At 38.5% G+C, this 24,894-nt stretch carries 23 protein-coding genes and 1 CRISPR repeat array; of the genes, 2 read left to right on the plus strand and 21 right to left on the minus strand.

All coding sequences use genetic code 11. The features are described 5' to 3' along the window. Window positions 1-17: 17 nt before the first annotated feature. From cas3 to HCH28_RS22020, 19 genes are all read right to left on the minus strand, one after another. Window positions 18-2,246: a CRISPR-associated helicase Cas3' gene (gene cas3 / locus HCH28_RS21930; protein ID WP_221683084.1), complete on the minus strand. Its 2,229-nt coding sequence runs from the start codon at window positions 2,244-2,246 to the stop codon at window positions 18-20. Between the two features lie 46 nt (window positions 2,247-2,292). Then, window positions 2,293-3,027: a type I-B CRISPR-associated protein Cas5b gene (gene cas5b / locus HCH28_RS21935; RefSeq protein ID WP_004228695.1), complete on the minus strand. Its 735-nt coding sequence runs from the start codon at window positions 3,025-3,027 to the stop codon at window positions 2,293-2,295. Between the two features lie 12 nt (window positions 3,028-3,039). Continuing rightward, window positions 3,040-3,918 (minus strand): type I-B CRISPR-associated protein Cas7/Cst2/DevR, encoded by an 879-nt coding sequence (gene cas7i, locus HCH28_RS21940; RefSeq protein WP_221683085.1) that lies wholly within the window; start codon window positions 3,916-3,918, stop codon window positions 3,040-3,042. Then, window positions 3,911-5,614 carry a Cas8a1 family CRISPR/Cas system-associated protein gene (locus tag HCH28_RS21945; RefSeq protein ID WP_255601723.1) on the minus strand — a complete coding sequence of 568 codons (1,704 nt, stop codon included), beginning with the start codon at window positions 5,612-5,614 and terminating at the stop codon, window positions 3,911-3,913. Before HCH28_RS21945 ends, cas7i begins: the two co-directional genes overlap by 8 nt. A 12-nt stretch (window positions 5,615-5,626) precedes the next feature. Further along, entirely contained in the window at window positions 5,627-6,364 is a 738-nt protein-coding gene (cas6, locus tag HCH28_RS21950; protein ID WP_004228706.1) for a CRISPR-associated endoribonuclease Cas6, read from the minus strand. A gap of 778 nt (window positions 6,365-7,142) precedes the next feature. Further along, a CRISPR array of direct repeats spans window positions 7,143-8,143; the repeat unit is 29 nt; unit sequence GGTTTTCATTAACTAAGTGGATTTTAAAT. Window positions 8,144-8,548: 405 nt separating this feature from the next. Beyond that, window positions 8,549-9,508: a hypothetical protein gene (locus HCH28_RS21955; RefSeq protein WP_221683086.1), complete on the minus strand. Its 960-nt coding sequence runs from the start codon at window positions 9,506-9,508 to the stop codon at window positions 8,549-8,551. 71 nt (window positions 9,509-9,579) lie between these two features. Continuing rightward, a complete protein-coding gene (locus tag HCH28_RS21960) occupies window positions 9,580-11,262 on the minus strand; it encodes a methyl-accepting chemotaxis protein (RefSeq protein WP_221683087.1) in 1,683 nt (560 codons plus the stop codon). 162 nt (window positions 11,263-11,424) lie between these two features. Continuing rightward, the gene (locus tag HCH28_RS21965) at window positions 11,425-11,868 is read right to left on the minus strand and encodes a hypothetical protein (RefSeq protein WP_221683088.1); all 444 of its coding nucleotides are present in this window, start codon (window positions 11,866-11,868) and stop codon (window positions 11,425-11,427) included. 62 nt (window positions 11,869-11,930) lie between these two features. After that, on the minus strand, window positions 11,931-13,487 hold the full coding sequence (locus HCH28_RS21970) for a YndJ family protein (RefSeq protein ID WP_221683089.1): 1,557 nt from the start codon (window positions 13,485-13,487) through the stop codon (window positions 11,931-11,933). After that, complete coding sequence (locus tag HCH28_RS21975) at window positions 13,456-14,067, minus strand: DUF4166 domain-containing protein (RefSeq protein ID WP_221683090.1); 612 nt, start codon at window positions 14,065-14,067, stop codon at window positions 13,456-13,458. Before HCH28_RS21975 ends, HCH28_RS21970 begins: the two co-directional genes overlap by 32 nt. A 5-nt stretch (window positions 14,068-14,072) precedes the next feature. Continuing rightward, window positions 14,073-14,966 (minus strand): DoxX-like family protein, encoded by an 894-nt coding sequence (locus HCH28_RS21980; RefSeq protein ID WP_221683091.1) that lies wholly within the window; start codon window positions 14,964-14,966, stop codon window positions 14,073-14,075. A 385-nt stretch (window positions 14,967-15,351) separates the two neighbouring features. Beyond that, window positions 15,352-15,918: a hypothetical protein gene (locus HCH28_RS21985; protein WP_221683092.1), complete on the minus strand. Its 567-nt coding sequence runs from the start codon at window positions 15,916-15,918 to the stop codon at window positions 15,352-15,354. 504 nt (window positions 15,919-16,422) lie between these two features. Continuing rightward, window positions 16,423-16,680 carry an alpha/beta hydrolase gene (locus HCH28_RS21990; RefSeq protein WP_255601724.1) on the minus strand — a complete coding sequence of 86 codons (258 nt, stop codon included), beginning with the start codon at window positions 16,678-16,680 and terminating at the stop codon, window positions 16,423-16,425. Continuing rightward, window positions 16,681-17,205 (minus strand): tubby C-terminal domain-like protein, encoded by a 525-nt coding sequence (locus HCH28_RS21995; protein ID WP_221683093.1) that lies wholly within the window; start codon window positions 17,203-17,205, stop codon window positions 16,681-16,683. It lies immediately after the preceding gene. An 83-nt stretch (window positions 17,206-17,288) separates the two neighbouring features. Next, window positions 17,289-18,257 carry a DUF4179 domain-containing protein gene (locus HCH28_RS22000; RefSeq protein ID WP_221683094.1) on the minus strand — a complete coding sequence of 323 codons (969 nt, stop codon included), beginning with the start codon at window positions 18,255-18,257 and terminating at the stop codon, window positions 17,289-17,291. Continuing rightward, window positions 18,254-18,661, minus strand: a complete 408-nt coding sequence (locus tag HCH28_RS22005; protein ID WP_221683095.1) for a sigma factor — start codon at window positions 18,659-18,661, stop codon at window positions 18,254-18,256. Before HCH28_RS22005 ends, HCH28_RS22000 begins: the two co-directional genes overlap by 4 nt. Window positions 18,662-18,780: 119 nt before the next feature. After that, window positions 18,781-19,497, minus strand: a complete 717-nt coding sequence (locus HCH28_RS22010) for a toast rack family protein (protein WP_221683096.1) — start codon at window positions 19,495-19,497, stop codon at window positions 18,781-18,783. A 112-nt stretch (window positions 19,498-19,609) separates the two neighbouring features. Then, window positions 19,610-19,990 carry an SRPBCC domain-containing protein gene (locus tag HCH28_RS22015; protein ID WP_221683097.1) on the minus strand — a complete coding sequence of 127 codons (381 nt, stop codon included), beginning with the start codon at window positions 19,988-19,990 and terminating at the stop codon, window positions 19,610-19,612. A 29-nt stretch (window positions 19,991-20,019) separates the two neighbouring features. Continuing rightward, window positions 20,020-21,228 carry an MFS transporter gene (locus tag HCH28_RS22020; protein WP_221683098.1) on the minus strand — a complete coding sequence of 403 codons (1,209 nt, stop codon included), beginning with the start codon at window positions 21,226-21,228 and terminating at the stop codon, window positions 20,020-20,022. Between the two features lie 136 nt (window positions 21,229-21,364). On the opposite strand from HCH28_RS22020, the gene HCH28_RS22025 reads away from it, so the two are divergent. Further along, on the plus strand, window positions 21,365-22,222 hold the full coding sequence (locus HCH28_RS22025; protein WP_221683099.1) for a LysR family transcriptional regulator: 858 nt from the start codon (window positions 21,365-21,367) through the stop codon (window positions 22,220-22,222). Between the two features lie 109 nt (window positions 22,223-22,331). After that, entirely contained in the window at window positions 22,332-23,201 is an 870-nt protein-coding gene (locus tag HCH28_RS22030) for a DMT family transporter (RefSeq protein WP_221683100.1), read from the plus strand. Window positions 23,202-23,235: 34 nt separating this feature from the next. On the opposite strand, the gene HCH28_RS22035 is transcribed toward HCH28_RS22030, so the two are convergent. Together HCH28_RS22035 and HCH28_RS22040 are read right to left on the minus strand one after the other, a co-directional pair. Continuing rightward, entirely contained in the window at window positions 23,236-24,225 is a 990-nt protein-coding gene (locus HCH28_RS22035; protein ID WP_221683101.1) for a sensor histidine kinase, read from the minus strand. Continuing rightward, entirely contained in the window at window positions 24,222-24,893 is a 672-nt protein-coding gene (locus HCH28_RS22040; RefSeq protein WP_221683102.1) for a response regulator transcription factor, read from the minus strand. The genes HCH28_RS22035 and HCH28_RS22040 overlap by 4 nt, the downstream gene beginning before the upstream one ends. Between the last annotated feature and the right edge of the window lies 1 nt (window position 24,894).

Here is a 24,894-nt window from a genome sequence, read left to right on the forward strand (position 1 = left end):
TATGGCATTTTCCATAATTAATGAAAGAAGCTATCTACATCATTTGCAAGAATTAAGCCGAGTTCCTCTGTATATTGATAGGTCACAACTGGGTATTCTGTATAGCGATCAACTCTAATTGTTGAAATAATCTCTCCATTTTTTCGTTTTCTTGCATTATCGTATGCCCAAGTGGCGATTGGCACTGTGAATTTTTGTAACTCAATTAACAAATTAATCTTCGCCTGCCATGCTAATCTTTTAGATAATTCATTCTTTATATTCTCTATTTCTAATTCATTTTCCCTATAAACACCATATGGTATCACCAATTGATTTTGAATATCTCTTAAGGTCGGCTTATTCTCCTCTTGATAAGGTAATAAATCCTCATACCAAGCTAATGTTTCATCGAATGTTTGAATATATTCGCACTCTGCTCCTAAAGCTTCTCTACTATACACTTGCTCCACAATTTCCATTTTAATTTTCTCATCCATTAGCTGATTGTTATATTGCAGTAGCACTTCCTTGGATTTAGAAAAAATTGTAAAATCAACAACAGATTTTTTGTTGTTCGCAATACCTGATGGCAATGGCTGGCCTGTAAAAACGTAAATATTTGGTATGTTTTTTTCATAATCTCGCGTTCGATAAATACGTCCCATACGTTGAAATAAACCTGATGCCTCTGAAAGCTCAGTAAATAAAATATCAAAATCAATATCAACGCTTGCCTCTACTAACTGTGTAGTAATCCATATTCCCGTGTTTAGGCAATCTTTGTTTCCTAATGCTAAAATTGCATCTTCCTTTTCTTGACGGTGCTTGGTGATAAAACGACTGTGTAAAAGAGAAGCCTTTACCCCTGTTTCTTCAAATTCTTTATATAATTGCTGTGCTTTCGTGACCGTATTCACAATGATTAATACCTTTTTTTCCATTGGATGCTTTAAAATTTCTTCTATCGTCAAATCCTTTTCAACAATTTGCATAAAATGACGCTTAATTGGCTGATTATTGGCAGCGAATTTTAAAAATGGGTCTTCTCGTTTTTCAAATGGCACTTCCAATCGTTTCAACGCTTCTATGAAAAGTGGTGGCAATGTGGCAGTCATAATTAAAAACTTACCGCCTATATCCGTAACATACTTCAACCCTAATACGATAAAGGCAGCTAATCTTGCGCTGTACATTTGAATTTCATCAATGATAATTTTGCTATAGGCTAATGTGGCAAGTTTCATTTCAAAGCCTGGATATAACCCGACAAAATCAATAATTTGATCGATTGTCGTCACTGTAAGCGGCATAGATAAATTTTTCGCATGTGTAATCGTTTTTAAATCAAGGTCTTGCTCATCTGCACGTTTGACATATTCAGCATGCATACCACTATGTAGCAATCCTGTATTCTTTTTGCTGCAACCAATTTCATTAATCAATCTGTCATAAATCGCATTGATGGACACTTTTAATGGCAGCGTGAAAATGCCCTTGTCATTACCAAGCCACCAAAGAGCTGCTTCTGTTTTACCAATCCCCGTTGACGCAATGACTATATGATTCTCTTGTTGGAGAGTATATAAATAGTCTTGCAACTCATTCCTAGTGCGCTTTTTATTATCAAAATACTTTTTCATTTTTTGCGGTAAATCTTCAGGAGGAATTTCAACTTCATAATCTCCACTTGCCGCATAATCCAACTTGTTTAAAAAGCCCTTTATGCGAACGAAACGATACAGTTGCTCACGGTTTTTAAGAAATGTTCGATCGGTAAATTTTCGATAATCAAATTTAGGTTCTTCACGAATATTAAAATCATCATTTAATAGTGACACATATTTTTGTAAATCCTTTTTAATCTCATCACCACTCTCGTACATATTTTGCTCTGCTCGTTCGTGGTGATAATAAACAGCTAAAATTAATAACGTAGCATCCTCTTTACCATAGTGAGTGATTAGATTTTTAATCGGCATAAAAGCACAGCTTAAGTAATTGTGAGGAATTTCATCTATTTCAGGAAATAAATCCTCTATACGCTCTTCTATTGTGCGTACTTTATTCTGAAATTTGGTATTTGCCTTTCCTAAATCATGGTACTTCACCGCTTGTAATAAAATGTCCCAATCTTTCTTTGACAGTGCATTTGGATAAATCTTACGAAATATTTCCCATTTTTTTATTAAATGGTTTGTATGCTCAATAATCGTTTGTGCGGCGGATGTTTTTGTTGCTGATTTTGCTAGTAGCTTTTCAAACATCTACAAACCTCCTTATAAAAAAAGAATGGAGAACATTCCCCCACTCTTATACTAAAAATACGGTATAGCCATCCTTATCGAAAAGCACGTTTTCATATGCAGCAAGATAGTTAGTTGAAGAAGCCGGTACATGGGAAACAATCACCTTTTCCCACTGACGAATGTGCTTTCCTTTAGCAATTTCTAATAATTTATATGTTTTATTTAAACGATAGGATGTACCGACTTTTCCATAAATATCATTCTTGGTCATCGCTTGCGGAATAAAAATATCAAAATCAACTCTCTTGTCTTCATCCATTTTTTGAATTTCTAACTCCACTTCCGTCACTACATTAATCTGCAATAAATCCTCGCGTCTACCTAGTGATAAATATTCAGCAGGTGATTTTAGTGCGTCAATAATGATTGGAATGTATTGCTTGTCCTCTGGTACAATATGCAATACTAGTTCGACATCTACTAATAGCTCTGTTGTGGAAACACCGCGTGTAATCCCCTGTGCTTTCCCATCTGATAACTCCACTTTCAACTGATGGCGACCTTGCTCATACGAACTACCAGCAAACTCATAGCGCGTCCATAAATCATTGACCTTTGCATGATATTTCCCCTGAATACTCACCTGCATTGGCACATAACTTGTAAAGCCACATGCCGCATGCACCATGCCAATAACAGTTGAGTACGGGGGCAGTGGATATGATTCCTTTAATTGAAAACTCGTAGGCTTTTTGTAGTTCACTAGGTTCTGATAAGCCTCAATCCGAATCCCCTTCATATGTTCACCTGCTTACTTATAATAATCTGATACAGACTGCTCTAGCTGCGCGAAGAAGTCTGCCATTGGTTTTGCTTGTAAACTTTGCTCAATTTCCTCGTCGTTTGCTAATAATCCTTTGACTAAGCCAACATTTGTATGTTGTTGAATATGTGAATCCAATGCTAAAATTCCCTCAACCGTTGCAACGGCAAGCTTATTATTTTGAAGCTTTAACCGATTTTCGAAAAATGGATTTTTTAAATCATAGACACCACCGATCGCAAAAATTGGAGTTAAATTCTCTCGACGCCCTTTTATATCACGATATAAAAATTTTAATGTACGTAATAAAGAAATAACACGTTTAGCACGTTCCTCTAATGGAATTTCAATTTGATCGTTTGTATCAATCCCAATCTTATCTAAATCCACCGTCAGTGTGTAAGCATAAAAGGATTTATGAATTTCACTTTGTGCAATATTTCCACCTCTTAATTCCTCATTAGCTGTTGCACTTTTATGGCGGTCAAACAACCCTTTATTCGTTAAAAATTCTAAATCTGTATTATAACTTTCCAATGCGACAGCATTGGATAAGCGTACCACGGCAGCACGAGTTCTCGTTGGTTTTACCGTTTTCATATAGCCGAACAAATCAATTTCAGGATAATCTGCGATTGTTGCATCTGGGTGAAATTGAATAACGGAGCCATCCATACCTAATGGCGTATGATTGATATCCATTTGTTCGACAATGTTATAACGCAATGCTTGACGTGAAATATACGTGTACACTTCATGATCTCCGCGGGAAATTTTTTTCAAAGAAGCAACGTTGCCAACACCCTCACCATAGTTGGCACTTTCTGCTTCAACTATCATACTGACTGTTAATCCTTTTTTATTCATTTACTTGCTCCTCCTTTGCCATATCCTCTTTTTCGAAATCTTTTCCATTTAATCCTATTAAAAATGCGTAGCCAATTGTTTGGAATTTTTCAATATCACTGAGTGTTGTTGTGAAAAATAGGGGGATACCTAATTTTTCATGGCGTTTATAGCTATACGCCTGTACAATTGTTTCCATAAATTTATTAGGATTTTTTACTTTTAAAGCATTTAACAAACGGTGTGAAATAGCATTTAATTTTGTTTCTTGACCTCGATATACTTTTCTTAATTCGTAGCCGCTAATCCGAATATTTCTTAACTCTTTATCTGTCATATAATGCGAACCTCCATTTAATGCATAATTTGAAATTTTCAGAATTTTACAGATGGAAAAAGTATCCGTATATTTATCATCGATTACTAAACGTATTAAACGATAGAGTAAATCACTAAAGCGTTGTCCATTATAAAAACGTCGAATAACTTCTTGATAGAGGCTTATATAGTCTCCATTTTCCTTAACAAATTTCCCCGTCAAGTAATGGAAGTCATTCCGGCTATCATAAAGCTGCTGTGCTTTGTCACGGGATAACATATTGAATGTATAAGGTCTGGATTCATTATTTTTGTCATATTTAACAATCTGGATATTATCAATTTCTAAATTCTTCTTGTTTTCTGCGTGTTGATACATTTCATTGATAATTTTTGAATATGCCATTTCCTCCAGCTTATCGCGTGTATATTCTTCTCCTCTATCGTTGCGCAACTGGATTTTATTGTAAGCTAGTAACTCGACAATGGATTGATTGCTATTGATAAAGAGACCTATCCCATTTTTCAATGTGAAGCCTAATGGCAGACAACTATACACAATATTACAGATTGGACAAATAAATAGATTGCGATGATGGTTCCAATAATGTGAGGATTTTCTTGCCCCATCAACCCCTAAATTTTGTACCCAGGTAAGATCAAATGCCTCTGAGATAGACTTCATTTTATTGTCACAGCACGCACATGTTAATTTATTTTTTCCATACTTTTTTTCATCTTTTTTTGACGTTAGAAAATCTTGAGCAGGTTTGATGAAGTAATTAAAATATTCTTCATAGAGATCCTTTTTACTCGCATTGCTATTTAGGAAAGAGACATTGGACCAAAAACCTTGAATAACTTGATATGTAAGGACACGTGGGATGATAAATCGCTTTGCATCCTTATGCTTTAAATGCTCGACAATTTGTAGTAATGCGTCCACAGCGTCTCCAATTTGAGGCTGAATTTTTTCCAAGGTTTCTTTTTTCCTCTGTGTTACCTTTTTTAAACTTTTTGCAGCCTCTAAAAAATCAAATGGAATCGCAGACAGAAATGGATAGACATTCTTATAACTATTCGATGACAGCCAGTATTTCACTTTTTCAATATGGGCATTGAGCCGTTCTAAGTTTTTTTCATCTCCAATGTCAGTTTTCGCTCTTAATAAAAACTCTACAATAGTAGGATTAGTCATTTTATAGTAATTTGTTTCATGTCCATATTGAGCAGATAAATAGGCAAAATAATGTTCTTCGAAGTTCGCTAAATTGCTTTCTGGAAAACTAATAGTCTGATAATCGCTCTTACTATACTCTAGCTTTGCATAGTCAAATACACGGCAAAGTCCCAAAATACTGGCATTGTAAATTGTTTCATCTAACTGTAGTTCAATCATTCACTTCACCTCCTATTCATTCACCATTTCAATGCAGCCTAGCATTTGTGATCTTCTAAAACCAATACCCGTCTGCGTTAATAAAGCTAAATCTTCTGGATGTCCTCCTAGTACAAAGCTTCCTTCAAAACCATTCAAATAAAGAATTCCTTTTTCATTTAAATTTTTAAGCTTGTCATGCTTTAACTGCACAACTTTTTTATGCATCATTACTGATGTAAAAACTAGTGGCTGATGCAATGTCCGCCCAGCAACAGATTTTAGGCATTCATTTGCTGCATAATTCAATTCCTTCTCATAATCAGGATCATCAATATTTAAATATTGATTGTTTTTATCTTTAATAACGATGGTGCTGTTTGTTTTAAATAGAGCTTGAGATTTTGTAGGTAATTTTTCAGATAAAAATTTAACATGCTTAATGTGTAGGGTGTATGACTTATATTGCATTTGCTGATGCTCAAGTAAGCCATTATACAGAGTTATCATAAAATTTATATCAGAAGAAGAAATGGTCATACGAATGTCTTGATGGATGATAAATTCATCACCTTCTAGCGTATAACCATTTAAATAAATCGCTCCTGTAAAAGGACGCATCGCCTTGTTAGCTTGATGTTCCTCAAAGCTATACAAACTTTCCTTTAATTCTGGATTGACAGAAGATAGTCCGGCTTTAACTACACTCCCAGCTAAAAAATGATAATGCTTAGGTATTTTCTCCGCTTCCATAATGATCTGCAACCTCATTTGGCTTCACCTCCTTTTTATTTCATAGACTACTCCTAGATATAGTAAGGATATTTTTAGGAGTTAATTTACATTTATAGTAATTTATTTTTCACAATTAGTCAATATTTTCTAAAAATTAAATTATTATTAAAACTATATAGGATAACTATTTATTTTGTGATTTTATTCTCATTTATTTTCTTAGCTTTTATTGATAAGATAGGAAAATCATGTTTAACTAAGTGGAATTTAAATATATATTTTTAAATAATGTTTAATTTTTTAGAAAACTATCTCATTTTTTATTAACTATGTGGAAATTTACTTACTTCAAGTTCTTACTTTCTTAAAAAAAACTACAAAAGAGCCTACTTGAGACTATTTCGAGTAGGTTTTTTACATAGCTGATTACTTTTAGTAATTCTAACTAAACTTCATTTAATTTCCTTTACCCTCTTCACTATACGCCGATTACACATGATGAGGATGTAACACAAGTAAGGCAAATTTATAAAGCATGAAAATATTTAACATAGATACAAAACTCCCTATGAGAATGTGCTCGACATGAACTATTACTTGAATGAAATGGATTTTCCCCTCTTTATAAAAATTGCAGTGAATCATTTTACAACATTAAATCCCTTCAATGCTTTCCATGCCAAGCATTGAGGCACTTGAATAACAAAGGGAAATTTTCAAACTACAGATTGACTGCAAAAAAATGATATTAGTCTCAAAGTACAACCTGATAAAGCGTTGAAAAATAAGGTTTTTTTGATTATGCTTAAGGTGGGGTTTTCATTAACTAAGTGGAATTTAAATATTCACAAGCTGCTGAACTATCAGAACAGTCACTTGGGTTTTCATTAACTAAGTGGAATTTAAATATGATGTAATGGACTTTTTTGGTAACACACTTTCTGTTTTCATTAACTAAGTGGAATTTAAATTCGCCATCACCATCATCACCAGAACCCACAACTTCAGGTTTTCATTAACTAAGTGGAATTTAAATCTTAAATATCAACTTTTATATAGGCTAAAATCTTCTTGGTTTTCATTAACTAAGTGGAATTTAAATATAACAACGGCCACTGTCTTAAATTGATCTGTTTCTTGGTTTTCATTAACTAAGTGGAATTTAAATATTTTACGAAAATATTTCGATAACTCGCTACAAACTGTTTTCATTAACTAAGTGGATTTTAAATTGCATGCTCGTGATGCCATTCATGGTGCGCAAGGTGGGTTTTCATTAACTAAGTGGAATTTAAATTTATCATCTGTATAGCCACTATAAGCAAAAAGTTCGGTTTTCATTAACTAAGTGGATTTTAAATCATTGTGGTATAGGCTGGGTTCAAGCAAGTTCAGAGGTTTTCATTAACTAAGTGGATTTTAAATAAATCATCGTGCATTTCAAAAGATACAGCTGGCTCATGGTTTTCATTAACTAAGTGGATTTTAAATTACTCAGCAAAAAAATCTATTTTATATAAAGAATTAGGTTTTCATTAACTAAGTGGATTTTAAATTTTTGGGGTCCTGCTGTTGACGCTGGAAGGGATTATTGGTTTTCATTAACTAAGTGGATTTTAAATGTATGTTGTCATAACGCATACTGAAACAGATAATCGTTTTTCATTAACTAAGTGGATTTTAAATGTATGTTGTCATAACGCATACTGAAACAGATAATCGTTTTTCATTAACTAAGTGGATTTTAAATGTAGTAATGGCGCAACAAGTGGCTCAAACTCCTACGTTTTTCATTAACTAAGTGGATTTTAAATGCAGTATTAGAGGTCATTAGCAGTTCGATTGCACCTGTTTTTCATTAACTAAGTTTCATATAAATAGTAAGTTTTCACTGGCTCCCAGCCATTCACTTCACGTTTTTTATTAACTAAGTGGATTTTAAATCCGACTAGTCGATCACGTCCAATTGCCGTACCAGCTGTTTTTATTAACTAAGTGGAATTTAAATTTTGTGAAGAGATCGACAGCTGATAAAGATATTTCGTTTTTCATTAACTAAGTGGATTTATAATAAGTAAATAGGTTAGGAAGATATTGTTCAACTGAAGGCATTTTTATTTTTATTAGCAAGTGGCATTTAAACCCTTGCAATCTATTATTCCCTAAAAAAACCAACAACAACCGAATCCCCTCGATCATTGCTGGTTCTTTTCATTTACATTATTTCTTGCGTTTCACAAATACAATAACAAAAATAGCGGCTAAGGCTGCTAGGATGGCGATCATCCATACTGTGTTTGAGTTGGATGTTGTGTCATCTGCTGCGGCTGCTTGTTGCTCTTCTCTTGGTGTAGCGTTCGAAGACTCCATTTCTTTGGCATCCTCTTTCACCACTTGTGCAGTGCTAATTTGTACATATTGTAGTGTTGCTTCATTCGAGGCGGATGTTTCATGCTCGTGGCTATCGCCATGGCCTTCTGCATGATCCCCGTGGCTTTCCTCTTGCCCACCGTCATGACCATGATGGTGATCCGCTGCTGTTGTAAAAATAGAACGTTCTAGCTGTTGCCCTACCCAGCTTTTGGCATCTGTTGAATCGGCAAAGATGCGAGGGTGTCCTGACAGCATGTATGTTTTACCGTCGATGATGATTCCTGTTTGGTCACCTGTGACAACGTCTTCAATCGTACCCGTTGGTCCTTCTGCAAAGCCGCCCATTTGAATAAGCGTATGTCCGCCCATATCAAATGTAAGGTGCTCTGTTAAGAATGCAATGTATTCTTCTTTCGACATGGTTGCGTCAGGATTGGTTAGCTCAAGTTTATGATGAAAAAGTGCTGTATTTATTTCCTTGTACGTAATATCTCCCTCTAGAGAAGACACGTAATCCTCTTTTTGAGCTGCTTGTGCTAGCTCATCCACTGTTGCTCCGTCAAGGCCGAAAAAGCCACCTACCCAGCCTGCAAAGTCCTTGCGTGAGAGATTGTCTGTTGGGTTTAAGGCCATATCTTTGCCATTGTACCCAAGAAGCCCAATACTGTGTAGTACCATAATGTCCTGAATATTGACGGCTGTTTCAGGGACATCCGTGAATAGTGTACTTTTATCCATCGTATGGGCGTAGGCAACGGGTGCCATGAATAAAGTACTCATCAATAATAAAAGTAAATATTTTCTCAAAATGATTCCACCTTCCAATGCAATAGTATACAGCGTAAATGTGTTGGAAGTTTGAAATCAAGCACAATTTTCTATAGTTTGAATCGACGAATGAGGCCATTTAATTGTTCGGCCATTTCTGCTAAATGCTCGGCACTATGTTTAATTTCCTCCATAGAGCTTGCAGCCTGTTCAATGGTCGCCGATGTTTCCTGAATGCCTGCCGCTGACTGTTCAGAGACAGCCGCAATTTCATCGACTGCTTTATTAATCGTGACAGTATTGTGAAGAACCTCTGCTAGCTCCACTGACATACCTTCAATGCCTGTCGCAATGGCCTCAATAGCATCCGCAATTCGATTGAATGTCGTATTGGTTGCGGCCATTTGTGTTGTGCCCTTTTCGACTTCCTCATAGCCTTGCTCTAGCGAGGAGGCTACTGTATCGGAATCATCCTGGATTTTTCTTACAATCGCTGTAATATCATCGACGGAAAAGGCGACCTGTTCGGCTAACGTTCGAACCTCGTCAGCCACCACGGCAAAGCCTTTCCCCTGTTCCCCAGCTCTAGCTGCTTCAATCGCTGCGTTCAGTGCTAATAAATTTGTCTGTGCCGCAATATTTTGAATGACCGCTACAAGCTTAGAAATTTCTTGTGTTTGTTTACTGAAACCAGTTACCTGATCCACCGCGTTCTTTACCATCTGCTGAATCGCTTCCATTTGCTTTGTGGAAGAGGTCATTGCATCTCTACCTTCTTCTGTTAAAGCTTTGACTTCCTGCGAATATAGTTGAACGTCTTTACTGCCGTCATGAATAGTCGTTACTTTGACAGCAAAGTCGTTTATGGAGGAAGCGACATCTGCTGCATGGTTTGCCTGTCGTTCTGTACCGCTGGCGATTTCTGTTACAGTATGGGCAACTTGTTCTGTACCTGTTTTTACCTCTGTGGTTGACTGCAAAAGCTCCTCACTATGAGCCGCTACCTCATCCGACACTGTTTGAATATGTTTCAAGAGTCGATTTAAAATATCTGCCATTGTGTTGGTCGCTTCCATCAACTGGCCCACTTCATCCTTTGATTGAATAGGTAAAGGGGGCTCGCTTAAATCCCCCTTCGTCATTCGTTGCATACGTTCTGTTAATGTAATAATGGGTCTTGAAATACCACGAGCACTTAATAGCTCAATTATCACTGCTAGAAGAACAATCACCACACCTACGATAATGGCAATTCGCTGTTTCTGTTCCCCAGCGGCAACACTGTCTTTCCCTACTTCATTAATGGCTAGTTTTCGTTGCTCAGCTAAGCCTTCGTAGCCTTCACGAATAGACGTGGCTGTGTCATCCATTTTTGTGAGGTTTTGAGTAGCCAGATTGGTGTTCCCTTGGTCATATACCGCAAATACCTCTTGTTCAATATAACGGTTCCATTCTTTAGACATCTCCGCAAATTGTCCGAATTCGCCTGAGGAAGATAATGCTGATCGTTTTTCTTCGTTGCTTAGTTCCTTTGCAACATTATCCTGAAATATCTCTTTATACTTTTCTCTACCAGAAAGCACATAGCCTCTAGCTGCCGCTATTCTTAAATCAATGGACTGTGCCTGCTCGTAATCGATGATTAATAGTTGTAATTCTTGCTGTACAATTTGCTCTGTCGCATCATTGCTTTGCTTGATGGCAAAGTAATTGTAAACAATGTATCCCATCACGATTGCAATCACAATGCTAAAGGAAAAAACAATGCGTCTACTAATTGTTTTGAACTTCATTTGCAAAAACCCCTTATTTTCCTAATCTATTCCATCATTAAAAATCTACCATTTAATAAGGGCGATTAGCGGTTTTAGGAATTTTTTCTATATTTCCAGAAATAACTTGGTCAATATAATGTTTTTTATAGCATCTTTTATCTTACGCCTTTAGCACTATTCTTAATCCCAGCCATTAAACATTACATCGCCAATGGTTTGGCTATTAAAATAAGAGACGTATTTCCATTCTGTAGTAGATAGACTATGTAACGCCTCATCCTTTATTAGTAATGTTGTAAGTGTCTCCGCTTCCAAGCATTTTCGCATAGGAAAATATTTATGCAGGTGAGGCTTGGATAAAAAGGTAAAGCTACTCTCCTCCTGCTTGGCAAAGGCGATGTACGGCATCAAACGATGATGAAGAATCGTCAGTGTTTCTCCATCGATTTCGATCAATGCCTGCATATAGACAAAGGGCGTTTGATCGATAAATTGCCGTACCTTCGCTCGTTGTTCGCTTGTCACTAAATGGTACACCATCGACTGAAACATGCGCATGTCCTGCTCAATTAAATGCGCTGCATCGAAACCAGAAATTCCTTTTGTTAAACGCAAGCCATCCATCACTCCTTGTTATTTGCCTCTATATAGGACCTTCTCGTTCGGATGAGGCATTTCCTGCAAATCTATCCATTTCGTTTAATATGATAATCAATTTGTAAAAAGGGAATACCAAATAACGTCATCTGATGGCGTGCTGACAATGTCTTGTCATCTACCGCAGAAATTTGAAAATGCTCCTGTAAGGGTAGCCTCATTACATTTTTTCCTATCGCCAAATAAATTCCTGCATCTCCATCATGGCGACTTGTTAGGTGTAGCTGACCATTTTCTTCATAGGCATACAAAATGCCAACCATTGTTGAGAACGGGAGTGGTAAGGCTATATTCATATAGGTCGTTTCGTCGCTTGTGTGCTTCGAATAAATCGCGACAAAAACGGTTTGCTGTTGAATTGTCCGAATCCATGCACGTGGAGACGGACGGCTATCTTGTGCAGAATCAACCTGAACAATGCTACCCGTCATTTCAATTTGCTTACTGGAAAAGGGTAAATTGAGCTGTTGGAGAAAACGCCCCATGCCTTGATACAGAAAGGCAAAAGGTCGAAACCAAGTCTTCCATTGCACCGTCGAAAACAGACGATAGGTCGTTGTATGCTCATAAAAATGTGGAATGACAGGCGGTAGCTTTGCTGTATCGACAAAGTCCTGTAAGGCATCGACCAAGCCAGGGTGTGGTATATTCTCGTGATGTAGCTTCCCGCGAATTTGGCTTACAGGGAACTCAAACGGACGCTGTGTTGTTGGGGGGACAGCCATTAGCCAGGCGATGACCCCTAAAGCCCCAAAGAAAACACCATTGATCACACCATGGAATTGAAGCATTTCTGGAATGCCGATGGAAAAGTTTCCGCTGACACGACTGTAAACATACAGACAAGACCCAAGAATTGTCAGACAGAGCGCTCCATAGGAATTCCTCAGCAATAGCCCCTGTCCAAAAGGAAGCTTTGTTTTGAGCGCTACGAAAAACAAGCCGTAAATGGCGAAAATATAAAGAGCAACGGCAATGATTTCGATGAGAACGGAAAAGGCAATACCTATCGCAACAAGGATTGGTCCTGCTAGCAATATCATCACCATGACACGATACCCATTACTATCATGTAATCGACCTAAAAGTCCTACGGAAATGGGTAATAAACAAGCTGAATAATGAAAGTGAATCGCTGTTAACCACGTTATTAATGGTGAAAAACCCGTATCCATGTTGGCGACATAGGCGAAAAACCACAAACCACCAAGAGCTAGGTAGAAAAGCCCCATGTCGATAGCAAACTCCGCAATATTCGTAAAGCCTCGTTGTAAAAACCTTTTCACGCCTTGTATGGCAATATAGAAGGTATACAGTAAATACATGCCTGCCAAAACATTAGCCAATAAGCCATCCGTCGACCAATGCAGCAGTGTAACGGCTAGCATCATCCCAATAATGATGGCTTTGCCCGCTTTTGTAACATCGACAACCATTGAAACCATGGTGGGAACGAAAATCAGTTGAGCAACTGTTAGTAACCATAAGTAATTGGGTTGTCCACTAAGCACAAAGCAAATCACCGTGAACAAAATCCCTAGTAAAAAAATAAAATTACTTCGATTGTTGCGTAAATTCACCAGCATACATCATGAGCCTCCCTATGAATGGATTATGGATGGAGACATGAATGGTAAAGACATTTTTCGATTCATCAAAGCCTTCCTCTACAATGACTCGACCCTCTAACAGTCGAGGCATCGGGCATTCGAAACGCGAGAGGACAAAGCGCTGCTTACCTGACCGAATGACTAATGTCCCCTCTCGTGTCACCGTAAAGTGCAAATCGGAATAAAAAAGCGCGGGTATGCCTAAATAATCTTTCACAATTTTTTGGATTGGATCAATGGTCATCCTTGCATCAAAATGCCTGGTTTTCTGCGGGAAATAAAAGGTACGCTCCCATAGCACCTCTAGTTCCCCACTTGGCAGGGCTCTGCATGTATTCGAAATGGTAAAGGGGATATCCTCCCCTGACTCTGGGAACAGAAATCGCGTTTTCGCAGCCAGTGTATAGAAGGGACGCATCCATTTAGCACCAGATTTTATTTGATGCATCACGCCCTGAGCAAAAAATGGTTCATCTATTGGTAACGCATAACGCTGCTGTAGCATCGGATGAAGTCTCGCAAAATCATCCCCTAATATTGTTTGATAGATCGTCATCCTTGTTATCCTCGCTTTCTTTTGCAACTTTTAGCACTTGGTACATCCTTACTTAAGCTAAATCCGACAATTGACAACACCCATAAAGCGCTATTAAAGGTAAGTGGATTAAAGGGTGCTTGTACACTTGTCGGGTCCGCAACAATAGCAGCTATCGTCAAGAGCGGAAAAATGATAATTTGCATGCCAAAGAGCCAGCGTTTTCCTCGCGGGTAAAGCCAACATAAAGCAAAGAGAATTTCCGCTACCCCTATCCACATAACTAGCTGATCTGCATGGTTTAGGAATGAAGCCGTCATCTTTAATTCCTGCGGATGTAAATGGATAATCTTCGGTACAAGACCATGATAGAACCAGACAAAGCAAAAGAATAGACGCATGAGCATCGTTAAAAAGAATCGTCTATACTGTGCGGCAGGATTTTCTCCTTTTTCTAGCCATCTTTTTAAAACATCAAAGCTGAGTGCCGTCGCCCACCCCATTAATGGACGAAAAAGTAAATCAAAGAATACGCCAAGCTTGCCGTAGCGTGTGTCATAATCATATTGGGTCAGGAATGTCAGCCCCTGTTGATGCGGGATATATTGCCAATAGCCCTTTCCCTCCGCTATGGGTGAGCGCTTTTGAGGCGTACCAAAATGCAGTGAGGATGTTCGCGTGCCATTTTCTTTATGATGCTCCCCCTTGCTTTCTCCCCAGCCGCTTACCTGTAAGCCTGGCATGACCTTCGTTTCATAGGTAAATCGCTGTGGCTCCTCAGGTGCTTTTTTCGGACTATATGTAATGGATGTAAAACGTAAATCCCATTGTTCATGCAGCTGAGGATTTTGTGTATAATCCCATGCTTTCTCTATAGGAGCCTGAATGTCTATCTCGACATAAATAGGTTTTCTGCTCATAAACTCACTCCTTTTTTTGATGAAGCCACTATCATTATAGCAGTAAATTGATAACCTTCTATTAAATGGGTATGCAAATTACGTTTCTCAATAAAAATAAAAAACTTGAATCGAAATGATGACTTGAGTCTAATGGTATCGTTAGTACTATTAGTTTTAACGAGAATACGAGGCTTTATTGATGATGGTATACCCATGTCCTATGTCTTCTTCACATTAGGCATCATGAGCATGCCTTTATGTACTACACTCATTCACTCTCTAGAGGTTATGGGAGGAGCGGACAAAGCTAGAAATTTAAATAACAACAGCCCCTCTATTTAATAGAAGGGCTGTTGTCTTTCGTGTTCAAAATTAAGCTTTTGAAGGGTCCTTTCATAAAATGTTATGGTTTTTGACAAGCAAAATTATAGCCGCCGATTTTTCTAGCCTCTGTCGCATTGGTTTGTCCATTTACACCAGCATCATCTCGGGAGTCAATGATTGGATTGCCTCCCTGTGCAAAGCATTTGTTCATATAATTCATTTTTTCTTTATGTGTCAAGTATCGGTCCCAGAAGAAATAGCCTATGAAAGAAACCAAACCAATTCCTGCAAGCCATGCTATAACAGCATATGGTGTTACTTCTCCATCTTCATTTTCTTTATAAATAATTGTGCCTTCATAATTGTCCATGTCTAGCCCAAAGGTTAAAAGTTTATGATGAACCTCATTAGGAGATAGTGATTCAAGAGATTCGTAATAATTTAATTCTTCATCTGTGAAATGATATAATTTCTGAGCTGCTTCTTCATCAAACTCTAATGTTTGTGTAGCCAAGTTATAGTAGATGGATTCGGCTAAAACACTTTCTTTACGTCCATATTCATCAGCATTCGCAAAATTCGGAAAAATTGTACCAACAATCAACGTAACAATCAAACTGCAAATAAAAAATTGAAGCTTCTTCATCACAATGAACCTCCTTGTTTTAATTTGTTTATGGCAAAATATTACATTAATGGATAATGTAACATTATCTTTATTATACATATAATCCAGATAAATGTATAATATATAAAGAAAGTGAGGTGTTTTTTTGTATTTCTCAAATATACAATTATTAATGCTTGTATTTGCTTTTGTTATTGCGATTTTCAGTGTAATTAAAGTGTATCAAATAAAAAAAGAGTATTTGATTAAACACAGAGAATTAGAGGTGGAATACGAAAGAATCCAACTGGAGAAACAAAAACAAAAGATTCTTTAATTTAGTATGAAACTTACTATATAAAAAGTGCACCTCGTCATTAGATTTTCCCTAACGATTGGGTGCACCTATTTTTTCCTAAATTGCTCTAGCTACTTATCTATTTATACTGACAATGATTTGTAATAGTTTATCGAATTTGGGCAAGCTTTATAGTAAAAATGCCTTCGTTGGATAACCCACTGACCGAAATCCTCTGATAGGCTTCAATCATTCACGACATCCTGCCACCAGTCGTCTACCTGATAGTGTAATAACTGTTCTGGATGAGTGCCATGTCCACGATATAACGGTGCATAGCAAGTATAGCCTTGGTTATGTAGTGCAGTGGCTACTTTCTTCATATCTCTTGTATGACTAGTAAAAGAATGTAAAAGTAATAGGGCATGCTCATTTCCCTGTAAATAAATTTCTTTTGCTGGTAGTATGTTTAGCACATCATCAAGCCCCTCATCTAACTTCATTTAAGCCCCAACAAACAGCACAGCCTGTCCGATCGCAATAAAAAAGGCTTCCTCCTGGATGGGACTACTGTCTTCAATTTCTAGCGTAATATCAAAATGCGTCTCACAGAAAGTCGCTTGCCAACGGGCGATGGGCTGCTCTTTCACAGTAAAAACAGACCAGTCCTCCATCTCCTTGTTAAGCTTGATCTGCTGTTCGCCATCGGTAATGACTAAATCAGGAATCATGATTTGCCAGCCATCATAGGCGATCATATAGTCTTTACCTGTTACCAAATCCTTGCCACGGAAATGCACGCGCCCGCGACGGGATACTTTTTTACACGTAAAAAGCGGCTGACCATGGCGATCGTGGACATCAAAACGAACGAAATAACGATAGTCCATCGTTTTATCGAATGCTTTTTTTAGTGCATTGGAATACACGCGTTGAACAGTGCACGATACCTCCCCCGCTTCATTTAAAATCGTAACGGTCTCTGTTGACTCGATGGCCGCTGGTTGCTTGTATGTATAGGTCTTCAATCTATTCGCTCCTTTGAAACATTGCTTTCTTAAAGCTACCATAAAATAAGCGCCAAATACAAAGGATGTATTTGACGCCCCTATTATTGTACGGGTACTTCTACTGTAAATGGTTGGAAGTTCACTTCTTTATAGGCTGATGGATTGAATGGAAGATGTGTTTCTTTGCCATCAGCATCTATTTGAACGCTCCCACCCCCTGTTGGAATAGCAACATAAGGCGTAATGGTTAATTTTCCAACGTGTTGTGCTATTGGATCAAAGGCTTTCGTGCTGCTTAATTTCCACACCCCATCATCAAATTGCGCTTTTCCACCGCCCGAATGAGAGGCGATCTCCCTGCCTTGCCCATCTGTTATGAAAAATTCTATAGATGCTGGTGGGTTATCGAGGATTCCATTCATCTTTGCTTCATAGTCAAGGGAGATCCCCGATGGACTGAAGGAGATGTTGGATATATCAAGCTCAATGCCTTCAACCTGCTGTCGATGATTCACAGGAACATGGACAATCTCTGTAATCTTTTCAATCGGGGTCGAAAACGTCCATTTTTCTCCCTTTTCGCCTGCTAATATTAAGCCCAATTGAAAGAAATCTGGCATTTCCTCAACCTGTTTGACATCAAACGTCGCAATACCTGTCCGAACCGTAGGACTTAACCTCTGTTCAGAATAGCTACCTGAGCTGACAGTTGGTTGGGCGCCATTAATGGTAAATTCCAAGCCTGCTCCAAAATATAGTTCACTCAATTCCTGCTCAGATTGCATCGTTACCCCAACCGTTATACGAGAATCATCATAAAGCACCTCATCTACTGTGACCGAAATCCCATTGATGGTTTGTGTTTCGCCAACAGCTTTGGTTAGTCCCTGTTCACTGGCTTGTTTTAGCCCAGGCAAGCCTGAGTCATTGAATACGGAACCGATAATTGGTAGCTTGGACAATGTGCTCGCAAATGTTGGTGATACATAGGCTGTGCCAATGGTTAAACTAAAAACGGCAACAGTACTGGCAATAAATACGAATGGTTTACGCTTGCTTCTTCTTTTCATTTGAATTGGTTTACCTTGTCCATCTGCTGGGAATGGTTTAATTGTTGGATAGCTTCTGCTAAATCAATAGGATTCCCTATGACCTGCTCCTGATCATGCAACCGCTCTAATAATTCCCTCTCCTCATAGGGAATCATTTTCTTGCCCTTTTTCAGCAAACGATAGCATTCATGAATTAAAATGCGGAACAGCCATGTCGAGAAAAATGCTGGATTTTTTAGTTGATGAACGGTTAAATAGGCTTTACATGCCGCTTCTTGAATAGCATCTAGCGCATCCTCTTTTTGACCAACATACGATAACGCCGTGTAATATAGTTTTTCTTCCTCTAGCACAAGTAGCTGTTCAAAGGCTTCCTTCTGCCCCGCAATCGCTTGTTTAACGATAGATAAATCATGTTCCATGCTTGTTTCCCCTCCTTCCATACTTAGAGTCTTTTATCCAAGCAAAAGGTTTCACTTTTATTTATTTTTTTGGCCATACAAAAAGAGACTACTTCAATGAAAGTAGCCTACTCCATTTTCTATCGATCTAACTTAAAGGTAATTTCCCCGATGCCCAATTCCGAATTGACCTCTAGCACGACATCCGCCTTGTCGTAAGCTTCGTTGACATAGACACCATTCCCTTTTGACATAAGACCCTCCACAGTAGACGAGCCAATGCCTTTTTCCGTCGTTAGTTTCACGCCAACCTTTGAAGGTAAAATAACTGTTGTTTGACCGACACCTGTTTCAATAGTTGTTGTAAAGCTCTTTTTCCAGTCGCCACCTAGATTAACCGTTAGATCACCGACACCCGCTTCAATATCGAGTTTTTCCAGCTGAAGACCCTGTAAATCGAGGTTGGCAAGAGAGGCACCCGTTTCCACAGTCAGATCCATCGGGATTCTGTCGTTCAGTTGAATCGCCCATGTGTTTTTAATATTGGAGAGCCCCAGCTTTGTTGAGCCCTTATGCTTGATTTCCACTTCTCCTGTATCGCCATGTACATCATAGTCTACCTGAGGGGCTAGCTTTTTTACATTATATTCTGCGTTGCCCTCAACCCATTCCTTTGCACCACTCGATACATTCATTTCGCCAACACCTAAATCAATGTCTACCTCTAATGCTTTCGCTTTATCCTTTTCCACCAAAATGGCTTCCTCTCGCATTTTATTTGGAATAAAGGAAAAGCACCCCGATAATACCAATGCTGACGTGCCCATCACGACACCTAAACCAACTAATTTTTTCACTATTATTTCCTCCCGCCGTATAATCTACCAATAATTTCATTATATAGGAGAAGGGAAATTAAAATACGACCCTACGCTTGAATTTCATCTAAGACCTAAGACGTAGAGAGGCTTACTGATAAGGAATGTCATGCCCCTCCAGCAATGCCTTTAAATTCGCAAGAGAGGCATCATAGCCTGGCGAATTAAAGCTCACCGTAGTGCCATTACCCTGTTCGGCTAGCGTAATAGCAATTAATGTTTCAGGAACTTCTAGATAGAAGGAAAATTCCTCATTTTTCTTCACTTGCTGAATCGTTAGCTCCATCGGCAGTTTTTCAGAAAGCTGATTATGTGCGTTTGGCATTAAAGTAAATGTCATTTTTTCTCCAGCTGCTAGAATAGGAATGTCCCATGTGGAGCCTGGTGCGTACCATCGGGAGAGGGATTGCTCCTCTGTAATCGCTTGCCATACTTTATCAATCTTTGCCTCAATCCAAATCGAACTGGTCATTCGCAGCAACCTCCATTTCCTCTTTTCCATTATTTTACCGAACTTTCAGGAGCTATACTACTTTGGGATGTTCTGTATAAGTGAAATGCCCCAAGTATGACCATCACAGCGATGACATCCAAAGCGAGCTGATAGCTGGAAAAAACAGCAACCAATAATCCATAAACTGTTGGTGCCAAAACAATAAAGAACTGATTAATCGTTAACGCTGCACTAACTGTCAGTCCTACTGCTTGCGAATCGGATTGTTCCGTGACACAGGTGATATATATGGAATACCAGCCAAGCGCTAAAAACCCAAATACACTGCAAAAAATAATCATGAGGCCCTTACTATGTATGACAAAGGGCAAACAGCCAACCATCAGAAATGTAGCGACCATGACGAGCACTAATAAAGGCTCTCGTTTTTGAGCGAAATAATGATCACTCATCCAAGCAAGTACAATTCTGCCAAGCATCCCACCAAGTAAAATCAGACTTAAATAGCGCCCTGCCTCGGTTAATGTATACCCACCTTCATGATGTAAATAGCTCATAAAGTGAGCAATAATAATCATTTGGAGGGACATCATGACCATGCCCACAAAAAATAAAGGATAGAGCGCTCGATTGTGCCGAATAGCACGCATCTTCTCTTTAAAAGGAATGAGAGGTGCCGTAGCGGTGTCATGCTGTTTTGGCTCTTTGTAAAGCAATAAAAATAATAGTCCCCCACCAACTGCCATCAAGCCCTGTGCTAAATGGACAGAGGAAAGATGATGATGTTGATACAAATAGGTCAACACAGTGGAAGCCAATGCACCACCAATTGGAATACCTGTTTGGCGAATCCCAATAGCCAGTCCTCGATGCTTGTTAGGAAACCATTTTACAATAGCAGTACTGCCACCTGTTTGCGCACTGCCATACCATATCCCCACAACTATTAATACGAGAAGCAATGTCGTATAATGATTCACGGGTATTAGCAATAAGGCTGACAGGCCCAGTAATATCGAGCCCCATCCAATAATCTGCTTTTCTCCCTTCTTATCCATGAGATAGCCGAATAGCAGCATGGAGAAAATTGGCCCAATATTGACGGCTGAAACAATTAGCCCTGTTTGGAAGGACGTTAAGTGCCACTCCATTTGATAAAAAGAGGCAACTGGCCCCATTCCGTAGGTCACAAAGGTTGCGGCTGTCTGCGAAAGTGTAGCCACAAGCAAAATGACCCATCGATAATATGTATGCATAATAACCCTCCATCAGGTTACTGCTTTTGCAGTCTACCTTTTCATTATCTAGAGTGTACGTGGACAGCTAGCGTACGTAAAATGGAGGAAAATGATAGCGGCTATTAAAAAAATCTATAGGTATGTGAGGAACAACATGAACATTGAAGAAATTGCCTTAAAAATGGAGCTTTTAGAGAGGCAAAACTTGAGTAAATCGGCTGAAATCACCAATTATACACAATCTGCCTTAACAGCAAAGGTGAAAAAAATGGAGCGTGAAATTGGGCAGGACGTCTTTAAACGAACACCCCAAGGCTTAAAGCTGACAGAGGTAGGTCAACATTATTTACAGTTTTTAAAGAAAGTTGCCGAGCAGTATGAAGACTTTTTACATACCATCGGCCCTGCACAAACGAGTATTTTGGTTGGTACATCTCATACAACCATTAAAATTTATGGTCCATCCATCATGAACGCACTGCAAACTAGTCGAAGTCCGATAGATGTTGATTTCACTGTGGAATCAAGTACAGCCTTAAATCACAAAGTTCATCTGGCGGAAATAGATTGCGCATTAACAAGTAATCCAATCAAGCATTATAGCGATCTACACTATGATGTACTAGCCACAGAGACATTTGAAGTTATCTCAAGCACCGCTCCTATCATCGACTTTGAACAACGAACACCTGTCACATTGCTTGTGTTAAGTAAGGGCTGCATGTATACCCATGCATTAGCACAATGGCTCACTGACAAGCAGGTACCTTTTACGATGAAGGAGATTAAATCGGTTAGTAGTATTTTAGATTTTCTTGAAATCGAACACACATTGGCTGTATTAAATACCAAATTACTAGCACTTTATCCTTGTCCTGACCTGCATTTTTACGATTTAGACGGGCTTCACAATGCGATCGAAACAGTTTATATCTATAAAAAAGATGACAGTAAGCAGCCCTTCATCCTGCAATTAAAACAGGTCATTGAATCCTTGCTTGAGCAGAATTAGCTATATAAACCTATTTTGTGCTAATATTCTAAAAACCCTATATTATTCACACGGACTACACTATAATAGGTTTGTCATTATTAATCTTGTAAATTCTTAGGAGTACATCATGTTTTATTACATCTCGTTATTTTTTGCAGTATTTGCATTATCTACCTCAGCAATCTTTGTTAAGCTAGCTGATGCACCACCAGCGATTACGGCCTTTTATCGACTATTTTTTGCGATGCTAGTGCTTCTTCCATTTTTATTGGCAAAGAAGGACTTGCGGCAGGAGCTTGCAAGCCTATCGAAAAAGCAGTGGGGACTTGGCATTTTATCAGGCTTATTTTTGTCCTGTCATTATGTGTTATGGTTTGAATCATTAAACTACACCTCTGTGGCTAGTTCAACCGTCATTGTGACTCTACAGCCACTATTCTCTTTAGTAGGCAGCTATTTTTTATTTAAAGAGCGATTTTCAAAAGGAGCGATTTTGGGCTGCTTCGTAGCGATCATCGGCTGCTTCATTATTGGCTGGCAAGATTTCCAGATTAGTGGACAAGCCCTTTATGGCGATATTCTTGCCTTTATTGCGGCAGGTATTATTACAGCCTACTTTTTTATTGGGCAATCAGTGCGCAAGGATTTATCGCTCATTCCCTATTCCATTATCGGCTATGGCAGTAGCTCGATCTTTTTAGCCGTTTATGCCCTCTTTATGAAAGAATCGTTTTTCGATTATTCAGCCTCCACCTGGTGGTCCCTTGTAGGGCTGGCTGTCATTGCAACGATTTTCGGACAAACCATTTTTAATTGGCTGTTGAAATGGTTAAGTACAACGGTGATTTCCATGAGTATTTTAGGCGAAACCATCGGCACCTGTATATTAGCTTATTTTATTTTAGATGAGATAATTTCCGTTCAACAGGGGATCGGTATTTTGGTCATTTTACTAGGACTTGCCCTGTTCTTACTACAGCAACGAAAATCAGTGTAAAAGAAAAAACAACGGCAAAGGCTGCCGTTGTTTTTTATTGGTGTGTAAAGTAGAAGGTCGTGCCATTCTTGTTTGATTGTAAGGAAGCTTCGATGTTTAGTGTTTTAGCAATATCCTGAATGATTTTAAGCCCAAGTCCGCCATGCTCATCTTCAGGCGTGAAGCCAATACCATCATCACACATGACAACTTCCCCGTCCTTAATCGTCACCTCTAGCTTGGATGCTTGGGCATGCTTTAATGTATTTTGAAAGACATTATCGAATAAACGCTGTAGCCACAATTCATTGCTAAGCCAAGTTGCTTGTAAATCATCATGCTGAAAATGCAGCGTAATATTCTGCATGCGATATAGATACTGCCATTTCTTTATCATCATTTGTAACAATGGAACAAGTTGAACCTCCTCCTGCATGACATAGGACTGTTCACTCGTATCAAAGGACTGTAACTGAAATGCATTTGTTAAATTCGTGATATATTGAATTTGTGCATGTAAGGATTCCACCAATTTGGGCTGCCCCTGTAGCTGATCCTCTAGATAAAACAGCTGCAAGCGGATAGCCGTTAACGGCGTATGGATGTCATGTCGCAACTTTTGTAGCAGCTCTTTTTGAAGCTCCTGCTGCTGGGCAAGCTCTAATTCTCGGTAAGTTGTACGCTCAATTAAGAGATTGACAGATTGGCTAAGCTGCCCGATTTCATCCTCACTTTTTATCGTTAACGTGTCAGGTATTCGCTCATTACTCGCTAGTTCTCGTATGGTTTTATTAAGTAGTGTAATTTTGGATAGTAAAGAATGAATCGATGTGGAAAATAGCCATGCGAGCATTCCGAAAGCTAGCACAAACGCAATCAGCATCACAGGATAGGCATAGGACTCATGAAACGGAATACCGTCATTTTTCATTTTAAAGGCCTTGTCATACAAAATTGACATGGCCACACTAATGCCTAATAGTACAACCGGCACACTCCCAATGGCTACAAATAATAAAGTACGGTATTTTGTTTTTAATGTCATTTTTTATTATAGGTATTTAAACGATACCCTTCTCCATAAATATTTTGCACAATAGTGCCTGCTGGGTCCTGTAGCTTTGTTCGAATTTTTTTAATATGGACATTCAAAATATTATGATTGCGTTCATCGAGCGGCCAAAGATAATCGAAAAAGTGTTCCTTTGTTAACACTCTGTCTCGATTGTCAAATAAATAAAAGAAAATTTTTCGCTCGATTGCTGTCAGGGCGATTTCATCATGGATACTACGATGAAATACTTGACGGCGCTCCCCATCGATCAATAAATGCTGAATTTGCGTAAATGTACCATACTGTTGTGCTAGCATTTTTTGCATTCTTAGCAACAGCTCTCGCGGATCAAATGGCTTTGTCAGGTAATCCTCTCCGACCATCAACCCCTCTAGCTTACTTTCAATATCATTACGTGCTGATAGAAAAATGATTGGAATATTTAAGCCTAATCGTTTAATATTTTTGCTTAATTGATAGCCATCCTCTCCTGACAGCATAATATCCATTATGACTAAATCCACCTGCTGAATCAGCGCCATCATATCCTTGCCATCTGTTTTCCAGATTGCCTCATAGCCCTCACGCTTCACTATTTTTTGCAGTAGATCACCAATCATGTGATCGTCTTCTATAATTAAGATTCTAAATCCTTTCATA

This window comes from Lysinibacillus sp. K60 (assembly GCF_019731275.1).
Classification (GTDB): domain Bacteria; phylum Bacillota; class Bacilli; order Bacillales_A; family Planococcaceae; genus Lysinibacillus; species Lysinibacillus capsici.